General features: G+C 49.0%; 20 protein-coding genes and 1 pseudogene. 15 read left to right on the top strand and 6 right to left on the bottom strand.

What is annotated here, in order from left to right:
• The first annotated feature begins 50 nt into the window (after positions 1–50).
• Complete coding sequence (locus tag ACYQ8U_RS00180) at positions 51–284, top strand: hypothetical protein (protein ID WP_459943477.1); 234 nt, start codon at positions 51–53, stop codon at positions 282–284.
• A 15-nt stretch (positions 285–299) separates the two neighbouring features.
• Here ACYQ8U_RS00180 and ACYQ8U_RS00175 read toward each other — a convergent pair whose 3' ends face one another.
• Both ACYQ8U_RS00175 and ACYQ8U_RS00170 read right to left on the bottom strand, forming a co-directional pair.
• Positions 300–512 carry a YgaP family membrane protein gene (locus tag ACYQ8U_RS00175; RefSeq protein WP_459943476.1) on the bottom strand — a complete coding sequence of 71 codons (213 nt, stop codon included), beginning with the start codon at positions 510–512 and terminating at the stop codon, positions 300–302.
• Positions 513–564: 52 nt separating this feature from the next.
• Entirely contained in the window at positions 565–852 is a 288-nt protein-coding gene (locus tag ACYQ8U_RS00170) for an ArsR/SmtB family transcription factor (protein WP_459943475.1), read from the bottom strand.
• A gap of 280 nt (positions 853–1,132) precedes the next feature.
• On the opposite strand from ACYQ8U_RS00170, the gene ACYQ8U_RS00165 reads away from it, so the two are divergent.
• The 9 genes from ACYQ8U_RS00165 to ACYQ8U_RS00125 all read left to right on the top strand — a co-directional run bounded on the left by ACYQ8U_RS00165 (position 1,133) and on the right by ACYQ8U_RS00125 (position 10,765).
• On the top strand, positions 1,133–1,702 hold the full coding sequence (locus ACYQ8U_RS00165; protein ID WP_459943474.1) for an isochorismatase family protein: 570 nt from the start codon (positions 1,133–1,135) through the stop codon (positions 1,700–1,702).
• Between the two features lie 80 nt (positions 1,703–1,782).
• Positions 1,783–4,431 (top strand): alanine--tRNA ligase, encoded by a 2,649-nt coding sequence (gene alaS, locus ACYQ8U_RS00160; RefSeq protein WP_459943473.1) that lies wholly within the window; start codon positions 1,783–1,785, stop codon positions 4,429–4,431.
• A 351-nt stretch (positions 4,432–4,782) separates the two neighbouring features.
• Positions 4,783–5,208 carry a F0F1 ATP synthase subunit B gene (locus tag ACYQ8U_RS00155; protein ID WP_459943472.1) on the top strand — a complete coding sequence of 142 codons (426 nt, stop codon included), beginning with the start codon at positions 4,783–4,785 and terminating at the stop codon, positions 5,206–5,208.
• 2 nt (positions 5,209–5,210) lie between these two features.
• A complete protein-coding gene (locus ACYQ8U_RS00150; protein ID WP_459943471.1) occupies positions 5,211–5,882 on the top strand; it encodes a F0F1 ATP synthase subunit B in 672 nt (223 codons plus the stop codon).
• Positions 5,879–6,424 (top strand): F0F1 ATP synthase subunit delta, encoded by a 546-nt coding sequence (locus ACYQ8U_RS00145; protein WP_459943470.1) that lies wholly within the window; start codon positions 5,879–5,881, stop codon positions 6,422–6,424. Before ACYQ8U_RS00150 ends, ACYQ8U_RS00145 begins: the two co-directional genes overlap by 4 nt.
• Positions 6,425–7,948, top strand: coding sequence for a F0F1 ATP synthase subunit alpha (gene atpA, locus ACYQ8U_RS00140; protein ID WP_459943469.1), 1,524 nt, complete (start codon positions 6,425–6,427; stop codon positions 7,946–7,948).
• 18 nt (positions 7,949–7,966) lie between these two features.
• Entirely contained in the window at positions 7,967–8,836 is an 870-nt protein-coding gene (gene atpG, locus ACYQ8U_RS00135) for an ATP synthase F1 subunit gamma (protein WP_459943468.1), read from the top strand.
• Positions 8,837–8,885: 49 nt separating this feature from the next.
• Positions 8,886–10,301: a F0F1 ATP synthase subunit beta gene (atpD, locus tag ACYQ8U_RS00130; protein ID WP_459943467.1), complete on the top strand. Its 1,416-nt coding sequence runs from the start codon at positions 8,886–8,888 to the stop codon at positions 10,299–10,301.
• Between the two features lie 53 nt (positions 10,302–10,354).
• Positions 10,355–10,765 (top strand): F0F1 ATP synthase subunit epsilon, encoded by a 411-nt coding sequence (locus ACYQ8U_RS00125; RefSeq protein WP_459943466.1) that lies wholly within the window; start codon positions 10,355–10,357, stop codon positions 10,763–10,765.
• A 56-nt stretch (positions 10,766–10,821) separates the two neighbouring features.
• Here ACYQ8U_RS00125 and ACYQ8U_RS00120 read toward each other — a convergent pair whose 3' ends face one another.
• The 4 genes from ACYQ8U_RS00120 to ACYQ8U_RS00105 form a co-directional block, all read right to left on the bottom strand.
• Positions 10,822–12,675: an N-acetylmuramoyl-L-alanine amidase gene (locus tag ACYQ8U_RS00120; RefSeq protein ID WP_459943465.1), complete on the bottom strand. Its 1,854-nt coding sequence runs from the start codon at positions 12,673–12,675 to the stop codon at positions 10,822–10,824.
• Positions 12,676–12,839: 164 nt separating this feature from the next.
• Complete coding sequence (gene mutS / locus ACYQ8U_RS00115) at positions 12,840–15,491, bottom strand: DNA mismatch repair protein MutS (protein ID WP_459943464.1); 2,652 nt, start codon at positions 15,489–15,491, stop codon at positions 12,840–12,842.
• 5 nt (positions 15,492–15,496) lie between these two features.
• Positions 15,497–16,000, bottom strand: a complete 504-nt coding sequence (locus ACYQ8U_RS00110; protein ID WP_459943463.1) for an HIT family protein — start codon at positions 15,998–16,000, stop codon at positions 15,497–15,499.
• A complete protein-coding gene (locus tag ACYQ8U_RS00105) occupies positions 15,997–16,494 on the bottom strand; it encodes a metallophosphoesterase family protein (protein WP_459943462.1) in 498 nt (165 codons plus the stop codon). Before ACYQ8U_RS00105 ends, ACYQ8U_RS00110 begins: the two co-directional genes overlap by 4 nt.
• Before the next feature lie 247 nt (positions 16,495–16,741).
• On the opposite strand from ACYQ8U_RS00105, the gene efp reads away from it, so the two are divergent.
• From efp to ACYQ8U_RS00080, 5 genes and pseudogenes are all read left to right on the top strand, one after another.
• On the top strand, positions 16,742–17,305 hold the full coding sequence (gene efp / locus ACYQ8U_RS00100) for an elongation factor P (RefSeq protein ID WP_459943461.1): 564 nt from the start codon (positions 16,742–16,744) through the stop codon (positions 17,303–17,305).
• A 6-nt stretch (positions 17,306–17,311) separates the two neighbouring features.
• Positions 17,312–18,232, top strand: coding sequence for an EF-P lysine aminoacylase EpmA (gene epmA, locus ACYQ8U_RS00095; protein WP_459943460.1), 921 nt, complete (start codon positions 17,312–17,314; stop codon positions 18,230–18,232).
• 156 nt (positions 18,233–18,388) lie between these two features.
• Positions 18,389–18,661: pseudogene (locus tag ACYQ8U_RS00090) on the top strand (Wzz/FepE/Etk N-terminal domain-containing protein); the annotation flags it as partial.
• Positions 18,662–18,817: 156 nt separating this feature from the next.
• Positions 18,818–19,999 (top strand): hypothetical protein, encoded by a 1,182-nt coding sequence (locus tag ACYQ8U_RS00085; protein ID WP_459943779.1) that lies wholly within the window; start codon positions 18,818–18,820, stop codon positions 19,997–19,999.
• A 52-nt stretch (positions 20,000–20,051) separates the two neighbouring features.
• Entirely contained in the window at positions 20,052–20,957 is a 906-nt protein-coding gene (locus ACYQ8U_RS00080) for a polysaccharide biosynthesis tyrosine autokinase (protein WP_459943459.1), read from the top strand.
• The last annotated feature ends 30 nt before the right edge of the window (positions 20,958–20,987 follow it).

The following is a 20,987-nucleotide window of genomic DNA, read 5'->3' as shown; positions in this document are numbered from 1 at the left end:
CGGTACCTTGAGATGAACTGGTTCCATGGAACCAAAGCGGGGGTGAATATATGTCGGAAAAAAAATATAAAAAAGGGCCAAAGCTGTTTTCTCTGGCCAGAAAAAGAGCTCTTATTCTTGATATCCCACAGGAAAAAGGAGTGAAACTTGCGGAACTTATTTGCAGGATTCAGGAAAAAGAAGGCAACACGCCCTGTTTTCGTAAAAGAGAGCATTGCCGGGAGACAGCCTGCTGCTGGCAGGCTTCCTGTGGTGCGAGAATGGAAGACAAGGAAAGCGAATAAAGCGGAGGTAATCAGTTACCGACGATTTTCCGGAATGCCAAGCTTTTTTAAAAGGAACTGTAAAGGACAGAATTTGGAAAATCCGAACTGAAACAGGTTAAGGCCGACAAAAGCGGTAAAAAAGAGCCAGCAGCTGCTGTGAAAAATCGGGCTTGCCTCAACCCCTAAAGAGAGGCTGAGTAGAATAAAAAATCCGGCTATAACGTGTATCCAGTCTGCAATGATCATGGTAATGTATCCTGTTTATTGTCAGGAAGAAAAATGACAATCATTTCCTGTATTAGAAATTTGGGCAAAAGAGTACCCGCATCTTCTGGATAAGTTCCAGGATACGTTTGTCGGTAATCTTGTTGAAAATGAAATTGGCATCTTTGCGGTAATCGATGATCCCCTGACCACGCAGGATATTCAGATGCTGGGAGACGTTCGCATTGGTGGTCTTGACCTGCTCCCTGATCTCGCCCACTGAAAGTTCCTTGTCCTGGAGTAAGCAGAGAATTTTTAAGCGTATGGGGTGAGACATCGATTTGAGTAACTTTGACATTGCCTCTATTTGTTCGTCTTGCATCTTCTCTCCCTATGGAAGTATTTCATTTTTTAGTTTAATAGTTGCGCCGAATTTGTAAAGGTATTTTCCTTTAAGACGCTTTTTTAAAATTTTGATCCAGATGGACGGTCCGAGGAGGAACCTTGTCGGATGTTGCAACAATACCGCCCAAGACTGTAGTCATGCAATATATTTTTTTGCGCCGATGTAAGGATACACTTGAATCTCACAGGAGAAACGAGTTTATTGGAAACGATTGAAGCAACAGGTGGTGTTAACAGGGGTTAACAGGGAGAAAATTATGAAAAAGAGATTGCTGAATCCGGAAAATGTCTGTCTGCAGATTGTTGATGTGCAGCAGAGTCTCATGGCTAAGATCAAGGGAGCGGAGAAGGTCATCGAAACCATTGCGCTGATGATCAACTGTGCGAAAATCTTTGGCCTGCCGATTGTCGCCAATACCCAGTACAAAAAGGGGTTGGGACCCTACGTGGCGGGTGTCGAATCGCTGCTTGAAGATATTTCAACAATAGACAAGACGGAATTCAATGCAGCAGCCAACATCGAAACAGCGTCGTTTCTTGATGGACTGGCCAACGAGGTGGACACCATTATACTTGTCGGTGTCGAGACGCACATCTGCATCTATCAGACGGCCATGGGTCTTTTGGCGAAAGGCCTGGGCGTCTGGGTTGTTACCGATGGGGTGTCGTCGAGAAATATGGAGGATCATCAGGTCGGACTCCTGAGACTGCAGAGTATGGGCGTCTGTCTCGGATCCTCGGAAATGTTGATTTATGAACTGCTTGGCAAGGCAGGGAGCCCTATGTTCAAAAAAATACTGCCATTTATTATTGCGCGGGATAAATAGGCCGGATTCGACAGATAAACGTCACATTAACCAGATGTGATCAGCAGAATATTCAATTCAATGCGTGGCACCGGAAAGTTATGAAAGGAAATGAAATTCGCAGCCGATTTTTAAACTATTTTAAAAATCTGGGGCACACGGTTGTCGACAGTTCTTCACTCGTACCCAAAGATGACCCCACCCTTCTTTTTGTCAATGCGGGAATGGTACAGTTCAAAACTGTCTTCATGGGTGAGGAAACTAGAGACTACGTGCGGGCTGTTACCAGTCAGCGCTGCGTCAGGGCGGGAGGCAAACACAATGACCTGGAAAATGTCGGCTATACCGCCAGGCACCACACCTTTTTTGAAATGCTCGGGAATTTCTCCTTTGGCGATTATTTTAAGGAGGACGCGATACGCTACGCCTGGGATTTTCTTACGGTTGAGCTTGGGTTGAATCCGCAAGACCTCTGGGTTTCGATCTTTGATGATGATGATGATGCCCAGAACCTCTGGGAGAAGGTTGAAGATCTGCCCAAAGGACGAATCGTCAGAATGGGCGAAAAGGATAATTTCTGGGCTATGGGCGATACCGGCCCATGCGGACCCTGTTCCGAAATTCATATAGATCAGGGGGAGGCCGCCGGGTGTGGGCGAGCGGACTGTGCTTTAGGCTGCGACTGCGACAGGTTTCTCGAGTTGTGGAACCTGGTGTTCATGCAGTTCAATCGTTCCGAGGATGGTACCCTGACCCCCTTACCCAAACCAAGTATTGACACCGGCATGGGACTGGAACGGGTGGCCGCAGTTCTGCAGGGTAAATTCAACAATTATGATTCAGATCTTTTCACGCCGATCATTGCCACCATTGAGAAACTCTCCGGTAAAAAATATAGAGTACATAAGCAGGATGACACGGCTATGCGGGTCATCGCCGATCACGCCCGGGCGACGACCTTTCTTGTCGCCGACGGTGTACTGCCGTCCAATGAAGGACGGGGCTATGTCCTGCGCCGGATCATGCGACGAGCAGTTCGTTACGGCAAGTATCTTGGCCTGGAAAAAACTTTTATGGAGGAGGTCACAGCAACGGTCATCGATGAAATGATCGCTGCATATCCGCATCTGGCTGATGCGACCTCTTTGCTCGCCAAGGTTGTCAACAATGAAGAGGAGCGATTCCGGGAGACCCTCGAAAACGGTCTCGCTTTACTCGATGAGGAAATTGCCCGCCTTGCCCGCGAAAAATTACCGACCCTTCCTGGCAGTTTTATCTTCAAACTCTATGACACCTTTGGCTTTCCCTTTGACATCGTGAGAGATATCGCGATGGAAAGAGGCCTTGGCTTCGATGAGGCCGGCTTTGTCAGCGAGATGGAGAACCAGCGACAGAAATCAAGACATTCGCGCAAGGGTGAAGGGGTGCGGCTGCTTGGCGAAGGGGTGAAAAGTCTGGCGGCAGAAGGCAAAACAGCAGAATTCGTCGGCTATGATGAATCATCGGTGCGTACCAGAGTTGCCGGTCTGCTCAATATGGCCGGGGAGCGAGTCGGCGTGCTTCGCGCAGGCGAGCGTGGTCAATTATTTGTCGAAAAAACACCTTTTTATGCGGAGTCGGGCGGCCAGGTCGGGGATTGTGGGGAGGTCCTCTGGACCAATGGCCGGGCGACAGTGAGCGCCACCTCGGTTGAGGGGGAGAAGATAATCCTGCATACGATCACCATAGAGGAAGGGGAGTTGGCAAAAGAGTGCGAGGTGACCCTGTCTGTTGCAGGACATCGGCGCCAGGCCGTTGCCGCGCATCATTCGTCGACCCATCTTCTGCAGGCGGCCTTGCGTCAGGTTCTTGGCGATCATGTCAAGCAGGCGGGTTCTTTGGTCGGTCCGGAACGACTGCGTTTTGATTTCACCCATTTTTCACCGCTGTCGCCCGAGGAAATTGAAGCTGTCGAATATCTGGTGAACGAGAAAATATGGCGAAATTCCCCGGTTACAACGCAGCTGCTCAGCAAGGAAGAGGCCATTAAAGGCGGGGCTACCGCACTTTTTGGAGAAAAGTATGACGAGAACGTTCGTGTCGTGTCCATGGCCGATTTCAGCAAGGAACTGTGTGGCGGGACCCATGTCCAGGCTACGGGAGAGATCGGCGTGTTTAAGATTCAGTCCGAGGGCGGTATCGCCTCCGGCGTGAGACGCATCGAGGCCGTGGCCGGACGAGCGGCTTTTGCCGAGATACAAGCCGTGTATCGACGTGAACGTCGGCTCGGTGGCCTGCTGAGTACGGGAAGTCCCGAAGAAATTGTCGGTAAGGTTGAAGCCCTGCTGAAAAATTTGAAGTCCGTGGAGAAGCAGGTTGCCGATTTATCCAGACAACTGGCAAGCTCCGACCTGGACGCTGTTTTTGATAACGCCGTCACTATAGACGGCATCAAGGTGATCAGCGCGCAAATACCACTCGATAGTCCCCAGACGCTCCGGGAGGTCGGCGATAAAGTGCGGGAAAATCTGGCCTCCGGCATCGCGGTTCTCGGTGGCACCATTAACGGGAAGGCGGCTCTTCTGGCCATTGTCAGCAGTGATTTAACCTCAAGGATCAAGGCTGGAGATCTTGTCAACAAAGTCGCCAAAATAGTCGGCGGGAAAGGTGGTGGACGGCCGGATATGGCCCAGGCCGGAGGACCAATGGTTGACAAGATAAATGAGGCGATAAAAGCGGTACCAGAGGCGGTGAAAAATTTATTGGCGTAGAAAAAAACTATCACTGCCTTACCTGAAATTCCAGCAAAAAAATAATGCTGTGGATGGATAAAGATGTGTCCTTTTTGGATCTGCAAGCCTTTCCACTTGACGGAGGACGAAATTTATAAATTAGTTGACAGCCCGCCATATTTACAGTAAGAATTTTTTGCTGGAGTGAATGGTCGTTCATTTTATTTATGGCAGTTTTAGCGTTTGAGCAATTATTCCATGAAGGCACTAACTCCCCCTTTATCGGGCTGAGACCATAATTTTGTTGATATACATTACTGCGGTCATCATCCATTGTGTCAATGGATGTTAATTTTTTTTCGTTATCTTAGTTAAGCAGGAGCTACTAACATGATTACGACAGATATCACTTTGTTCATTCAGGTTGTTAACATGATTGTACTCATGTTTCTCCTCAACGGGGTCCTCTACAAGCCTATACGGAAGATTCTGCGGGAGAGATCTGGGAAACTACTCGGAATGCAAGAGGAAATCTTGAAATTCGAGAAAAATGCAAAACTTCGGCAGGAAGAAGTTGATGCAAAGATGGCGCAGGCTTCCGGCAGGGCCAAAGCTGCATTGGATTCAGCGCGGGCTGAAGCACAAACGGCCGGTGATGAGAAGCTCGCGGCAATCAAGGCGGAGGCCGAAGCGGCAAAGGAGTCCAAGCTTGCCGAACTTAAGGCTGAAATCGGCAGCGCAAGAACCACTCTGCAAGCCGATTTGTCAGGTTTTGCAACCGATATGGCCAGTAAAATTCTGGGGAGGAGTCTTTGATAATGAATAGAGTGAAACATATTGCGAGTTTGGCAAGCCTGCTGACAGTAACACTTTGGTTCGCCCTCTCTTTTGGTCTGGTATACGCCTCAGAGCCGACTGCGCATGCACCGGCGGCCGATCAAGCGGTGACGGCTGAGAATGGCCACGGTGCTGAGGCCGGTGCGCATGCAGTTCCCAACAGTCTTTCGGCAGCCAAGATAAAAGATCTCGGCTGGCGAGTTGTCAACTTCATTGCCCTGATGATCATTTTGGTGAAATTCGGTGCCAAACCCATCGGAGCCGGTCTGTCTTCGCGTCGCAAGAAGATTAAAGATGAGATCGAGACATTGGAAATGAAGCGGATTGAGGCGGAAAATTCCTACAATGCATTTCAGGCAAAACTGGCCACGGTAGAATCAGAAATAGACAAGGTCGTTGAACGGGCAATCGCTCAAGCGGAAGTCGAGAAGATAAAAATACTTGAAAAGGCTGAGCAGGGCGCAGCCGATTTAATGCGATCGGCAGAGATGGCCGTCCAGAATCAAGTAACTGAAGCCCGTCGGACCCTGAAAAATGAAGTTGCCGAGCAGGCAGCCATTCTTGCTGAAGAGATCATCGTGAAGAATCTCACTGTGGATGACCAGGTGAAGATCATTGAAACTTATTTAGATAAAGTGGGGGCCGTACAGTGAAACAGACAATCCTCGCAAAAAGATACGCCAAGGCAATTTTTACCGTAGGGCAGGAACAGAAAAAATACGAAGCGTATAATGATGTTCTTCAGGGACTCGCCGGGTTGTATGCTACGCATCCGGAGGTTATTGACGCTCTGACGAATCCCCTCTATCCAATGGATGTCAAGGAAAAAGTGATGAAGGGGATAGTTGGCTCCATGAAAGTTGACAAGATCATGGGCAACTTTCTCAACCTTCTGGTGCAAAAAAAACGTGCCGCAATATTGCCGGAAATAGCTACTGCCTATCAGACCATGGTTGATGAAGCAAAAAACATCAGTCATGGCAATGTTATTTCAGCAATCGAACTGAGTGATCAGTTAAAAGGAAATGTGCAGAAGATTTTAGAAAAGTTAACTGGCAAGAAAGTAGAACTCACAACCAGTGTCGATCCATCCATTATCGGTGGCATTATTGCCCAGGTTGGTGATCTGGTTTTGGACGGGAGTATAAAAACCCAGCTTGCAGGTTTAAAAGATTCCATTAAGGGGAGAGAATAGATGCAGATTAAAGCCGCAGAAATTAGTCAGATTATCAAAGACCAGATTGGGGCCTACGAGACCAGTGTAGATCTGAACGAGACTGGTACCGTTATCTCCGTGGGCGATGGTATCGCCCGTGTCTATGGCGTACAGAACTGTATGGCCATGGAGCTGTTGGAATTCCCCGGTGGAATCATGGGCCTTGCTCTGAACCTTGAAGCTGACAACGTAGGTTGTGCTGTTCTGGGTAACGTAACCAATATTAAAGAAGGCGACATTGTCAAGCGGACCGGTAAAATTGCCGAGGTACCGGTAGGACCTGCCATGGCAGGTCGTGTTGTTGACGGAATCGGTGCACCTATCGATGGGCTTGGGCCAATCAACTCCGAGTTTTCCTCCAAAATCGAGGTACTGGCTCCTGGTGTTATCGCCCGAAAAGGTGTACATGAACCCTGTTACACCGGCGCAAAGGCCGTTGATGCCATGACGCCTGTTGGTAGAGGCCAGCGTGAACTGGTTATCGGTGATCGCCAGATCGGCAAAACCGCCCTCTGTGTTGATGCTATTATTGCCCAGAAAAATACCGACGTTCATTGTATTTATGTTGCGGTTGGTCAAAAGAAATCAACCGTCGCCCTGGTTGTCGAGGCTCTCAGAAAGCATGGCGCAATGGAGTACACCACCGTTGTTTCCGCCTGTGCGTCCGATCCGGCACCAATGCAGTATATCGCCCCGTTTGCCGGCTGTTCCATGGGCGAATACTACCGAGATAACGGCATGCACGCCCTTATCATTTATGATGATCTGTCGAAGCAGGCTGTTGCGTACCGCGAACTGTCCCTGCTGCTCAGACGCCCACCGGGTCGTGAGGCATATCCCGGTGATATTTTCTTTAACCACTCCCGTCTGCTCGAACGTTCTTCCAAGGTAAATGATGAACTTGGCGCAGGGTCACTGACCGCTCTGCCGATCATCGAGACCCAGGCCGGCGACGTTTCCGCCTTCATCCCGACCAACGTTATCTCCATTACCGATGGGCAGGTGTATCTCGAACCTAACCTCTTTTTCTCCGGCGTGCGACCTGCCATTAACGTTGGTCTTTCCGTTTCGCGCGTTGGTGGTTCGGCCCAGGTTAAGGCAATGAAACAGGTTGCCGGTACCCTTCGACTGGATCTGGCACAGTATCGTGAATTGGCAGCTTTCGCCGCTTTTGGTTCAGATCTCGATGCCGGTACCCAGGCCAAGCTGACCCGGGGCGAACGACTTGTTGAAATCCTCAAACAGCCGCAGTATCAGCCGCTGCCGATGGAAAAACAGGTAGTTATTCTCTATTCAGGTTCAAACGGCTATCTTGATAAACTCCCTGTAGATACCTTGGCTGATTATGAAAAAGAACTGTACAGCTATATTGAATCCAACGAGCCGAGCATTTTCACCGATTTAGTTCAAGAGAAGCAGTTTACCGACGCAATCAAGGAGAAACTGAACAAGGTACTGACCAGCTTTGGTGATACTTTCAAGGCGACTAAAGGTCTTAACTAAGCACGCAAAGGTCAAAATATGGCGACTCTCAAGGAAGTAAAAACCAAGATCTCGGGCGTGAAAAAGACGGCACAGATCACCAAAGCCATGAATATGGTGGCTGCGGCGAAACTGCGCGGCGCCCAGGAAAAAATGGAGGACTTCAGACCTTACACGTCAAAATTCAATGATGCGATGTCCAATCTGTCCGGAGGAGCAAATACCAATGCCTTCCCTCTGATGGAAAACCGTGACGTTAAATCGGTGGAATTGGTTATTGTCACCTCTGACCGTGGACTGTGTGGATCCTTTAATGCCAATATCATCAAACTTGCTTTAAAAAAGATCGACGAATACGAGGCAGCAGGCAAAAAAGTTTCCCTGGTCTGTGTCGGCAAAAAAGGCTATCAGCTTTTAAGGAAAACCGGCAAGGTCAGGAAAAGTTACAATGATACCATGGGCAATTTCCAGATGTTTAATGCCAGAGAAATTGCCACTGACGTGGCCGATAATTTCTTGAACGGCACCACGGATAAAGTGGAAATATTGTACAATGAGTTCATCTCGGTTGCTCGCCAGGTTCCAACAGTGGGTTCATTTCTCCCTGTTCAACCGATCGAGGCTGCAGAGGGCACGGAGAAAAAAATCTCCGGCGATTATATTTATGAGCCTTCCAGCGAAGAAATCATGGATGTCCTCCAGCCGCTGTACCTCAATGTTCTTGTATATCATACCATGCTTGAGGTAGGAGCAGGTGAACATGCCGCGCGCATGACAGCAATGGATAACGCGACCAATGCATGTAAGGATATCGTGAAGAACCTGACCGTCGTTTACAACAAAGCTCGACAGGCTGCGGTAACAAGTGAGCTGATGGACATCGTTGGCGGTGCAGAAGCCCTGAAATAATAATTTATCATCTTGATAATCAAAGACTTTAGAGGAGGGGTAAAGCCCAATGAGTGAACAAAAAATAGGAAAAATCACACAGGTTATCGGCCCTGTAGTAGACGTTGAGTTTGAGCCTGGCAAACTGCCGGCCATTTTGAATGCCTGTTTTGTAACCAATCCCGGCATTAATGATGTAGAAGACAATCTGGTCATCGAGGTTGCGCAGCACCTCGGCGACAATGCCTGTCGATGTATCGCCATGGACCAGACCGATGGTCTGGTACGCGGCATGCAAGTGAGAGATAGCGGATTACCGATTACCATTCCGGTTGGTCCCGCCTCGCTTGGTCGTATCATGAATGTTGTTGGTCGGCCGGTTGATGGATTGGGTCCGATTTCATCGGATAAGTCCCTGCCGATCCACCGTGATGCCCCCGCCTTTACCGAATTGGATACCGAGGTACGCGTTCTCGCTACCGGAATCAAGGTTATCGATCTCTTGGTACCTTTCCCACTTGGCGGCAAGATGGGCTTGTTCGGCGGCGCCGGATGTGGCAAGACGGTTATCATGATGGAAATGGTTAACAATATCGCCATGCATCACGGTGGTATTTCGGTTTTCTGCGGCGTTGGCGAGCGTACCCGTGAAGGGAACGACCTGTACCATGAAATGAAGGATTCCGGTGTTTTGCCCAAGGCCGCACTCGTTTACGGTCAGATGACCGAACCTCCCGGAGCCCGTGCCCGTGTCGCTTTGACCGGTCTGACCGCGGCAGAATATTTTCGTGACGAAGAGGGCCAGGACGTGCTGCTCTTCGTCGATAACATCTTCCGTTTCACCCAGGCCGGTTCCGAGGTTTCGGCTCTTCTTGGTCGTATTCCTTCCGCTGTTGGGTATCAGCCGACACTGGCAACGGATCTCGGTGCCCTGCAGGAACGTATTACTTCAACGAACAAAGGATCAATCACCGCCGTGCAGTGTGTTTATGTACCTGCGGATGACTTGACGGATCCTGCCCCGGCAACGACCTTTGCCCACCTTGATGGAACTGTTGTTCTTTCGCGGCAGATTTCTGAGCTGGGTATTTATCCGGCTGTTGATCCACTGGACTCAACCTCCAGGATTCTCGATCCCAATGTTATCGGTGAAGAACATTACCAGGTAGCTCGTGGTGTTCAGGTCAGTCTGCAGAAATATAAAGATCTGCAGGATATTATCGCCATTCTTGGTATGGACGAGCTGTCCGAGGAAGATCAGCAGCTTGTTTCTCGCGCCAGAAAAATCCAGAGATATCTCTCTCAGCCCTTCACCGTCGCTGAGGTTTTCACCGGTATGCCGGGCAAGTTTGTCAAGGTTGCCGATACTGTTCAAGGTTTTAAAGAGATTCTCGAAGGCAAGCATGACGATCTGAATGAGAACTCTTTTTATATGGTTGGGTCTATCGACGAGGCAGTGGCCAAGGACGCTAAGTCAAAGGCTTAAGTTCCTTCGAGACAACGATCCAAATAATTTAATTTGCGCAAGAGGACAATTCGATGGGACAACAGATCAGACTTGAAGTCGTTACTCCAAGTGGCTTGAAGGTTAACGAAGATGTGGATATCGTTAATGCTCCAGGTGTCGGTGGTGACTTCGGTGTACTTGCTAACCATGCCCCCTTTCTGTCGACAATCAAAATTGGTACTCTGACCTATGAGAACGGCAAAAAAAGAGAATCCCTCATGGTAAGTGGGGGATTTTGTGAGGTCTCAAATAATAAGATCACCTTTCTCGTTGAGAGTGCCGAAGTCGGCAGTGAAATTGATGTTGAGAGGGCAATGAGAGCGAAAGAAAGAGCTGAAAAGCGACTCGCTCAGGCTGCCCAGCAGACAGAAAATTTCAACCGGAGAAGAGCGGAAATTGCTCTGCAGCGCGCACTTGCCCGTTTGAAAGTGGCTAAGCGTTAACTGCTATCAAAATTAGAACCAAAAAAGGGCCACTCTCTTTGGAGAGTGGCCCTTTTTTATTGCGGCAATTCATTCAATGAGAGTTGTGCGGTCGTGTCGTTGACATAAGCCCGTATACCGGAGGAAATTTCCTGGGTGAGCATGTGGACAAAATCAGAATTCTGTAAATTCTCCACGTCTTTTTCATTACTGATGAAAGCGATTTCAATCAAGATAGCCGGCATTGCCGCGCCAATCAAAACATAAAAAGGCGCCTGTTTGACCCCAAGATTTTTGATATCGGCAAAGCCGTTGTTCTCGGCTTTGCTGAGAATGGAATTGTGCACCTGCTGCGCCAGGCGGGACGATTCGCTGATCTTAGAATTTTTCATTATGTCGGAAAGAATGTTCTGCAGGTCGCTCATCTGATGCGTCGAGGTGGCATTCTCTCTGGCCGCAACACGCATAGCCTCGGCATTGGTGCTGAGATTTAGGTAGTAGGTTTCCAGGCCGCGTACTTTTGCCGATGGATGAGCATTGATATGCAGCGATACAAAAAGATCGGCATTTTGTGTATTGGCAATGGCTGTACGTTCTTCGAGAGAAATAAAAACATCCTGGTTCCTGGTGAGCAGCACCTCACAATGCAGCTCTTTTTCCAGTATCGGCACAAGCTTTTGGGCAATATCAAGGACTATATCTTTTTCCTTCATACCAAAGGCCATGGCCCCAGGGTCTTTCCCGCCGTGCCCGGGATCAATGACAATTTTTTTGACACCCAGCCCTAACTGCTGGGCCAGGGTGAGAAACATTGTATTGCTCGGGGAAGAGGCGGTGGCAGGGGGAACATCACTTTTTTCATCTTTGCTCCTTGCTGGTTGGGCAAAGGAAATTTTTTTGGGGTCCCGTAAGAGGACAATCGCCGTTTCTTTTTCGCTTTTCAGGGGGTGCTTAATTTTTTTCAGGCTACTGAGAAGTGGCACTGGAGGCGAGACGCCGGCTATTTTTTCTTTACCCTGTACATCAATGACTACCCTGAATGGGTCGGGGAGATTGTAAATCTTGTAATTGTCGATGGACTCAATGTCCAGAACGACTCGAACCGTATCAGGGCTGAACTGTCCGGTGCGGATTCTTCGCAAAAGCCCATCCTCAATCGGCACAGGAGAACGATATTGGGGTTCGATATAACTTTTTTTGAAATCGATATAGAGCCTTCTCGGGGTGTTGTTCGTTTCTTCAAGTAACACTTCTTGATAGTTGACCGGGTCAGAAGCCATGATGACAACACGGGTATAGTTGTCAGAGGACCAGTATTTCACCGGCAGGACATAACTGAGGGTGTTCTTGCCATTCTCGGCGGTGGAAACCATTATTTTCGGCAATGGTATATCATGCTCTTTAGACAGAACCTTCAACAGATTTTCCGCCATGGGATGCATGTCCCCATCGGGATAATCGGAGACTATTTTGCCGAGAAAAACGGCCGCCTTTTTCGGACTGTTCTGCTTGTCGAGAGCTATTTGTGCGAGGGAAAAAAAACCATCATCGGTCAAACGATGGTGGGGGAAAAGTCGGGTAATGTCGTGAAAATAAGATATCGATTCTTGCAGATCAGCAATTTTTTTAAAGCGATCGAACATATCCCCATAGACACGACCCAGCATGAAAAGACAGGCGGGCGCCAGATCAGATTTTGAATTGGAAAGATATATTTGACGAAAATTTCTGGTAACCTTCAACCAGTTTTCTCTGGCGGCGGAGAGTTTTGTGTTTGTCTGCAGTTGGTTATAATAAAACTTAGCTTCATCATAACGTTTGCTGATCGATGATAGTTCCTCGGACCCGTTGCCGATGGCCGGAAGATGAAGCGGAGAGAGTAGTATCTGTAAAAATACCACAACGTAGATAAAAAGAGTCCTGCTGCGCATGGTAAATGGAAAACCCTATCCCTCGTATGGTATCGTATGGAAAGAATTGACAACGAAATACGCATCAATTTCGCGGAAGTAAATGCAGTATACTCAAAACCGCCAACCATGGCAAAGTAAATAATGGTGCAGTTCTCCGAGGGCGCCGAGCGGTAATTTGGTTATCAGTTTTTCAGCATATCCTTTAAGGCATACAGGCTGGTTAATGCATCGAGTGGGGCACATTGATCGAGGTTGATTTCCTGTAAATAGTCTCTGATCGGATCGGCCGGCGGTGCAAAAAGGGAAAGTTGATCCGGATGTTTTTTTGATTTGGATGATTTTTTATGCTGCACGAGAAGATCGGTGCTTCGACCAAATTTGCCGCATTCGATCTCCCGTAATATTTCTTTGGCCCGCTCGACGACACTCTCCGGAACGCCGGCCAGCCCGGCAACCTGGATACCGTAGCTTCTGCTCGTCCCACCTTTGACCAGTTTATGCAGGAAGATGATATTGTTCTGCCATTCTCGAACGGCGATTGAATAGTTTTTCACCCGTTGGTTGGTCTTTGCCAGCTCGGTCAATTCATGGTAGTGGGTGGCAAAAAGGGTTTTTACCCCTTTACCCTTTTTTTGCACCAGATCTTCGGCTACTGCCCAGGCAATGGATAAACCATCGTAGGTCGAGGTACCCCGGCCGATTTCGTCAAGAATGACCAGACTTTTTTCCGTGGCATTGTTGAGAATGTTGGCGGTTTCGCTCATTTCCACCATAAACGTCGACTGGCCGCGGCGCAGATCGTCCATGGCCCCGACCCTGGTAAAGATTCGATCGACGATACCGATCATCGCTCTTTGTGCCGGGACATAGCAGCCCATCTGGGCCATGAGGACAATGAGTGCGGTCTGGCGTAATACGGTGGACTTGCCGGCCATGTTCGGACCGGTGATGATGAGAACTTCATCGCTGGTCTGGTCGAGATGGACATCATTGGGCACAAATTTTCCTGTCGGCAGGGTTCTTTCAATGACCGGATGACGGCCTTCAACAATGAGAATTTCGTCGCCGTCGTTCATCTCCGGTCGACGATAATTGAATTTATGGGCAATCTCGCTATTGGCGGCGAGAAAATCAATCTGGGCCAGCAGGTGGGCGGTTTTCAGCAGCCGACTGCTGTTGGCTGCAAGCCGGGATCGAATGTCCAGGAAGAGCTGGTATTCGAGCTCGATTCTTCTCTCCTCGGCACCAAGCACTTTATTCTCAAACTCTTTCAGTTCCGGGGTAATAAAGCGTTCAGCATTGACCAGGGTCTGCTTCCTGATATAGCTGTCCGGAACCTTGTCGGCCTGCAATTTGCTCACTTCTATAAAATAACCGAAGACCTTGTTGAAACCTATTTTCAGTTTGCCGATCCCGGTTGCTGCTCGTTCCTTGTTTTCAAGATTCAGGATGAGCTGCTTGCCGTCACGCAGGATATGAATCAGTTCGTCCAGTTGATCGTTGTAGCCGCTTTTGATCAGATGTCCGTCGCGCAGGGTGACTGGGGCCTCGTCATGGACCGATTTATCCAGTAATTCATGGAGGTCAGTAAGCGTGTCGAATTGCTGTCGAATATCGATGAGTTTTCGAGTGTTACACTGCTCGAGGAGGGTGTGAATGGCGGGCAGGGAGGCGAGCGACTTTTTCATGGCCAGCATATCCCTGCCGTTACCCGAACCGAGTATCATGCGGCTATTGAGTCGTTCGAGGTCATACACCTGGTCGAGCAGGGTGCGTAATTCTTTGCGTGCCGTACTGTTATTGAAAAAGAACGTAACCGCGTCCAGTCGGTCGATGATGCGATTTTTGTCCTGCAGGGGAAAAAGCAGGTTATGCTTGAGGAGCCTCGCACCCATCGGCGTGCAGGTATGATCGAGTATGGACAGCAGCGAACCCTGCCGTTGTCCCCCGACGATGGTCTGCGTCAGTTCCAGATTTCGCCTGGAGGAGTCATCAATATGCAGGATGGCGTCGGTGTCGAGAGGTGACAATTTCTCGATGTGATCAATGGCGGTTTTCTGCGTCTCCCGGATATAGTCAAGTAAGGTGCCGGCGGCGGTTATGCCGCAGGTAAATCTGCTGCAGCCGAAGCCATCCAGGGTGACGACGCCGAAATGGTCAAAGAGCAGTTCTTCTGCCGCTTCCGGGTGATATGCCGCGCTGTCACGTTCGGTGATGCAGACGCCGGGGAGTAAGGCGCTGACATGCGCAAGGAGGGAACTGAGCGTCTGCCGTTCGTGCACGGATATCAGCAGCTCCGACGGCATGAGGCGGGTCAGCTGGTCGAGAATGACCTCGCCGCCGTCGCTTTTATCCGGATATTCGCCAACGAGAAATGCACCGGTACTGACATCGAGAAAACTTGCGCCATACAATCGTTGACCGCCGCTTTCTTTGACCACCAGCGAGCAGATGTAATTATTACTTTTATCGTCGAGAAGCAGGTCGTCGGAAATTACCCCCGGAGAAATGACGCGGAGGACTTCTCTTTTGACAATACCTTTGGCCTCCGCCGGATTTTCCGTCTGCTCGCAGATTGCCACCCGACGCCCGGCCTTAATCAATTTGGCCAGATAGGTTGGCGCGGCGTGGTAGGGTATACCGCACATCGGCACCTGGACGGCGTCGCTCTTTTTGTTTCGTGAGGTGAGGGTGATGCCGAGTATTTTTGCCGCGACGATGGCGTCGTCAAAAAACATCTCATAAAAATCGCCCATGCGATAGAAAAGTATCGTGTCTTCATGCTGCCCTTTTATCTCGAGGTACTGTTGCAGCATGGGTGTCAGTTGCGTCATTGTGGTTAATCGTTGTGTTGATGAAGAGCAGAAAAAGAAGGTAACAGTCTGTCATAGGTGGCTGCGATGTGTTCCGGAATAGTTCTGATCTCCGCTATCACGCTGATAAAATTGTGATCGCCTTCCCATCGTGGAACGATGTGAAAGTGCAGATGATCGGCGATACCGGCTCCGGCGGTTGCGCCAATATTGCAGCCGATATTGAACCCGTCCGGCTTGAGTTGATTTTTTACAATGGTTGTGGCGTTCTTGACCATTTCCATGAGAGCACAATTTTCCGCCGTTGTCAGCTCGGTGATGCACGCTTTATGGCGCACAGGTGCGACCAGCAGATGACCGTTGGTGTACGGAAACCGGTTGAGCAGTACAACCACCCTGCAATCTCGATAGAGGAGCAGCGCCTCTTTGTCGGCCTTGCCGTCGCCAGCAGGTTCAAAGAGACAGCCGTCGGGCTGCGGTAAATTGCCGAGAACATGTTCGATACGCCACGGGGTCCAGAGCGTTTTCATAACTGGTTCATCACGGTATGAATGGAAGCACTCAGACCGTTGGCGTCGATGGTCAGCAGGGCATAGGTACCGGCGGCGCCATGCCGGCCGGTACCTGAAAAACTCCCAGGATTAATCAGCAGGGTGCTGCCGAATCTGCGGCAGACCGGCTCATGGGTGTGGCCGAAGATAATGCAGTCGGCCGCGGGAAACTTTTCAAAGACCCTTTCTTCAATATTGTGCCGTGGTCCGGCGCCATGGGTGATGCCGATGGAGTATCCCCCTAGCACCAGGTGCTTTGACTCCGGCAATACCTGCCTGGTGTCCCTGTTGCACATATTACCACAGACCGCATGAACATCCTTGCCCTTGAAAGCTTGCAGGATGGCAATATCGATCAGATCCCCGGCATGAATGATCGTATCGCATTGAGCGAAGGCCGCTGCGCATTGCTTCATAAAGGGTTCACTGTTGGCCGGGAGGTGGGTATCGGAAAGAATACCTACACGAATCATTGTTGCGTCTCCTTGTTATCTTCATGTTGATCAACCATTATACTCGGCGCTTCGATGTCCGCATTGAAAAAATCTCATTTTTAACAGTTGCAGAATAAATCTAAAGACAGGTATATTGTCATGTTCTAGACAGTGCGCCGTTGATTTTTAAGAAACCGGCACCCAATAGTGCCCGGAGAGGGCGACGCGGGAGAGCAATTTTTATCCGGCCCTCTCCTTTGACAATAAGATTACATGGAGAAGTTTGATGCTTAGTGCCTCTGATTTAAGAAAAGGTCTAAAAGTACAGATAGATGGAAGTCCTTATATAGTAACTGATTTTGAGTTTTCAAAACCTGGCAAGGGACAGGCACTCTATCGAACAAAAATGAGAAATATGATCTCTGGCAATCAACTGGTCAAGACATATCGTTCCAACGATAAATTTGAAAAAGCCGAGCTTGATGAAAAAAAGATGCAGTTTCTCTATAGCCAGGGTGAAGAATACCACTTTATGGATACGGAAAACTACGAACAGCTCTTTCTGACCAAGGACCAACTTGGTGAAAACATCAATTTTCTCATCGATAATATGGAAGTCGAGGTGCTGTTTTATGACAGCCAACCGATTGACGTAACCCTGCCGATCTTCGTCAATCTGGAAGTAACCCGGGCAGATCCCTGGGCCAAAGGCGATACTTCGGGCAACGATACAAAGCCGGTCACCGTGCAGACCGGTTATGAGCTGCAGGTTCCGCCTTTTGTTGAAGAAGGCGACAGGATTCAGATCGATACGCGAACCGGGCAGTATGTCACCCGGGTAAAAGAGTAACTTCGCATGCTCGACAGTCACGGGCTGCACCTGCGTGCAGCCTTTTTTCGTTGTATCAGGTCGTTTTTTCATCAACAGGGTTTTCTCGAGGTCGATACCCCCCTCCGCCAGCCGGTATATCTTCCGGAAAGCAATATAGTGCCGCTCGCATCTGAACAAGAGTATCTGCAGACTTCCCCCGAACTGTGCATGAAACGATTGCTGGCCGCCGGAAACAGCAAAATAATGCAAATCTGTTCCTGCTTCCGCAAGGAAGAACGGGGACGACTGCATCAGGAAGAATTTCAGATGCTCGAGTGGTATCGAACCGGGGCTGATTATCACCAGCTGATGCGCGATTGTGAGGCACTGTTACAATTTCTCATGGACAACCTGTCGGTGCGGCAGCTGCCTGGTGGTGGCGCGGGGCAGCATTTGTTTTCCGGCGTTACCCTGGCTGCCAGGTGGCGACGGATGACGGTTGCCGAGGCATTTTCCCGATACAGTCCCATTCCGCTGCAGCAGGCCCTTAATGAAGATCGGTTTGATGAAATCCTGGTCGAGTGCATTGAACCGCATCTGGGCAATGGTGCACCTGAATTCTTGTATGACTATCCGGTGGAGCTGGGATCGCTGGCGAGAAAACACCGGGACAACCCCGCGGTCGTCGAACGGTTTGAGCTGTATCTGCATGGGGTGGAGCTGGCCAACGGTTTTTCAGAACTCACCGATGCCGAGGAGCAACGAGCACGGTTCGTTGATGAAATAGCAACTATCAAAAAAAGCACCGGCCGCAAGGTAACCATGCCCGAGCGGTTTCTTATCGATCTTCGGCAATTAGACACCGCCGCCGGAATTGCCATGGGGCTTGATCGGCTGTTCATGATTGCCATCAACCGCCAACACATCACCGAGGCCGTCACCTTTTCGCCGGAGGATTTTTTGTAAAATGAGCACAAGCTTTTCGGCGGAGTGATGGAAGGAATTATGTGTGTTATCGTCATGATGTTAAAAAAAGCTATCTTTTTTGCTCCGGAAAATGATACATTGAAAATATTCTGCTCACCACTTTAAATTTCACATAATTCATCAAACGAATTTCCCATGGATAAAAAACAACGCCAATTGGTAAACAAATATCTTGATCTGTTTTTTCGACAAAAGATATTCATAATCGTCCTCTTGCTCTTGAGTCTGCCTATCGGTCTGGGAGTGTATCTTCGTACTCCGAAGGTATACGAATCTTCAAGCCTGATCAGTTATCAGCAGCAGAAGGTAAACCCCAACAAACTATCACCGGATTTTCAGTCAAATATTCGTGATATTATCAATACTATTACCCAAATCGTTATCAGCCGGACCAATCTGGAAACGATCATTAACGAATTGGACCTCTACCCCGAGGAACGTGAAAAGCTGCCGATAGAGGATGTTATCGAAATATTCAAGAGAAAAATTGTGATAACGCCATCGAATCGTGGAAATGTTTTCACAATATCCTATTCCGGTAGTGAGCCGGCAAAAGTTGTCAGGGTGACCAATACAATTGCCGCAAAATTTATTGAAGAGGTTCTGAAATATCGCCAGGAAAGAGCAACTGACACTTCCTCGTATACCAATCAGGAATTGCAGACGGCCAAAAAAGTCATGGATGCACAAGAAAATGCCATGCGAGATTATAAACTGAAAAATTATAATGAAATGCCCGGCAACCAACAGGTAAATATGGCCAGGTTGAACTCGCTTCAAGGGCAATACCAGGGGAAGCAGGAGAGTATTCAAGATCTGGAAAGAACGCTGGTACTCATTCAAGATCAAATAAACAACTTGAAAATATTGGCGCAACGTTCTGCTCGATATGCCACAGATGGAGATGCGGGCAATTCTGGTGGGCCTGATGCCTATCAGCGTCTGGCTCAATTGCATTCGACTTTGGATGGATTGTTGTTGAAGTATACCGAAAAACATCCGGAGATTGTAAGGGTTCGTAAACTTATCGCTAAACTGGAGGTAGAAGTACAAAGCAAAGGCACTGCTGGAAATCCTTCATCTGTAGCGTCCCGGCCAACATCGGCTGGAACTTTGACAGGGCAGCGAGCACAGATACAAGATGCAACTTATGTGCAGACATTGCTGCAGCTTGAGGCAAGACGAAATGATATTCAAAGAAATATTGAAGATATCGCCAGCGAAAAAGACCAGCTGAGAGAAAAAATTGAGCAATATGAACAATGGGTGGCGGCTGCTCCGGTAAGAGAAGCGGAATGGTCTTCCCTGACTCGGGAATATGATCAGCTGAAAAAGCATTACGACAATCTTGTGTCCCAGAACCTTGCCGCACAATCAATGCTCAATCTCGAAGAGCAGCAGAAAGGCAGTCAATTCAAAATCGAAGATCCCGGTCGATATCCAGGAAAGCCGATTAAACCAAATTTCCTCATGATTATGGGCATGAGTGTCATGATAGGACTTGGGCTGGGAATCGGCGGGGTATTGGTATTAGATGTATTTGACGCGTCGTTTCGCGATCCGGAAACACTCGAAGCAAGCCTTGGGGTACCACTGCTTATCACCATTCCGTATATTGAGACCGAGGCTGAAGTGAAGAAAAACAAATGGCTAACGACTCTCAAGACGATCCTGCTTTTGTCAGGAAGCGGGCTCGTTGTTGCGCTGTTTGCTCTGGTGTGGGTTCGAGGATATATCGTTTTATAGTAATGCACATCTTTGCTACATAAAAAATCACAAGCTGGAGTAAAAAGAGAAGATGGGAAAGACCTCCAAAGCGTTGGGCAAAGCAGGTTACAGCCTGGATGGGCAGCCACAGTCCGCGCCAGAGATACGAACAGTCGAAGTGGAAAGCTCTATTGTAGAAACGGAAGAAATAATTACGGAAGACAGCTTCGCCAGGGATAAAGTGATTTCGTTGCGGGGGCCCCAGCCCGCAACGGTACCTTCACCTGTTTGGGACGAGCGGCTGACCAAGGTCGTTGGTTTTACCAATAGAACCGCCGAGTCATTTCGTGTCCTGCGATCAAAAATATTGCTGCCGCAGGATGGTACACCTCCACCTAGAACCATCATGGTCACTTCTGCTCTTCCCCGCGAGGGAAAAACTTTTGTCTCGGCTAATCTTGGGATTGCCCTTGCTCAAGGGTTGGATCAATATGCACTCGTGGTGGACTGTGATCTTCGGGCCCCTTCTCTGGCTCCACTCTTCGGCATCTCATCGGAACGAGGACTCGCCGGATATTTGCAGGACGGTACTGATCTTGCCGCTCTTCTCCAGAAAACTTCTATGGAAAAGTTGTCGATTCTTCCCAGTGGTACACCTCCAGTTAATCCGGCCGAGCTTCTTGGTTCTTCGCGTATGCAAAACCTTGTGGAGGAACTGGCGACCCGCTATCCGGACAGGTATGTAATTTTTGATACCCCTCCCCTGGAGGTCGCCTCCGAGTCACAGGTACTCTCTCAGGCCGTTGACGGGGTGGTGATTGTGGTCAGGCAGGGGGAGTCTGACAAATCCCTGATAGAAAAATTCATCTCGGATATCGGCAAGGATAAAATTATCGGGGTGATCTTCAATGGGCATAAAAGCAACTTCATTTCAACCAGATTGGTCAACAAAAGCCACTATTATTACGGTAACTATTATAATAAAAAAACCGAGTAGGGCAGGGATATAAGCTGCCTTCATCCTTGC

The organism is Desulfocastanea catecholica (assembly GCF_054657295.1).
The sequence above is the reverse complement of the archived record's forward strand: the minus strand, read 5'-3'. Positions and strand labels throughout refer to the sequence as shown.

Excerpts from the sequence above, each read along its gene's own strand:
- ACYQ8U_RS00180 (WP_459943477.1), top strand. The coding sequence starts at position 51 with ATGTCGGAAAAAAAATATAAAAAAGGGCCAAAGCTGTTTTCTCTGGCC.
- alaS (WP_459943473.1), top strand. The coding sequence starts at position 1,783 with ATGAAAGGAAATGAAATTCGCAGCCGATTTTTAAACTATTTTAAAAAT.
- atpG (WP_459943468.1), top strand. The coding sequence starts at position 7,967 with ATGGCGACTCTCAAGGAAGTAAAAACCAAGATCTCGGGCGTGAAAAAG.
- ACYQ8U_RS00155 (WP_459943472.1), top strand. The coding sequence starts at position 4,783 with ATGATTACGACAGATATCACTTTGTTCATTCAGGTTGTTAACATGATT.
- ACYQ8U_RS00125 (WP_459943466.1), top strand. The coding sequence starts at position 10,355 with ATGGGACAACAGATCAGACTTGAAGTCGTTACTCCAAGTGGCTTGAAG.
- ACYQ8U_RS00110 (WP_459943463.1), bottom strand. The coding sequence starts at position 16,000 with ATGAAAACGCTCTGGACCCCGTGGCGTATCGAACATGTTCTCGGCAAT.
- ACYQ8U_RS00150 (WP_459943471.1), top strand. The coding sequence starts at position 5,211 with ATGAATAGAGTGAAACATATTGCGAGTTTGGCAAGCCTGCTGACAGTA.
- ACYQ8U_RS00170 (WP_459943475.1), bottom strand. The coding sequence starts at position 852 with ATGCAAGACGAACAAATAGAGGCAATGTCAAAGTTACTCAAATCGATG.
- atpD (WP_459943467.1), top strand. The coding sequence starts at position 8,886 with ATGAGTGAACAAAAAATAGGAAAAATCACACAGGTTATCGGCCCTGTA.
- atpA (WP_459943469.1), top strand. The coding sequence starts at position 6,425 with ATGCAGATTAAAGCCGCAGAAATTAGTCAGATTATCAAAGACCAGATT.
- ACYQ8U_RS00080 (WP_459943459.1), top strand. The coding sequence starts at position 20,052 with ATGGGAAAGACCTCCAAAGCGTTGGGCAAAGCAGGTTACAGCCTGGAT.
- ACYQ8U_RS00120 (WP_459943465.1), bottom strand. The coding sequence starts at position 12,675 with ATGCGCAGCAGGACTCTTTTTATCTACGTTGTGGTATTTTTACAGATA.
- efp (WP_459943461.1), top strand. The coding sequence starts at position 16,742 with ATGCTTAGTGCCTCTGATTTAAGAAAAGGTCTAAAAGTACAGATAGAT.
- mutS (WP_459943464.1), bottom strand. The coding sequence starts at position 15,491 with ATGACGCAACTGACACCCATGCTGCAACAGTACCTCGAGATAAAAGGG.
- ACYQ8U_RS00165 (WP_459943474.1), top strand. The coding sequence starts at position 1,133 with ATGAAAAAGAGATTGCTGAATCCGGAAAATGTCTGTCTGCAGATTGTT.
- ACYQ8U_RS00105 (WP_459943462.1), bottom strand. The coding sequence starts at position 16,494 with ATGATTCGTGTAGGTATTCTTTCCGATACCCACCTCCCGGCCAACAGT.
- ACYQ8U_RS00175 (WP_459943476.1), bottom strand. The coding sequence starts at position 512 with ATGATCATTGCAGACTGGATACACGTTATAGCCGGATTTTTTATTCTA.
- epmA (WP_459943460.1), top strand. The coding sequence starts at position 17,312 with ATGCTCGACAGTCACGGGCTGCACCTGCGTGCAGCCTTTTTTCGTTGT.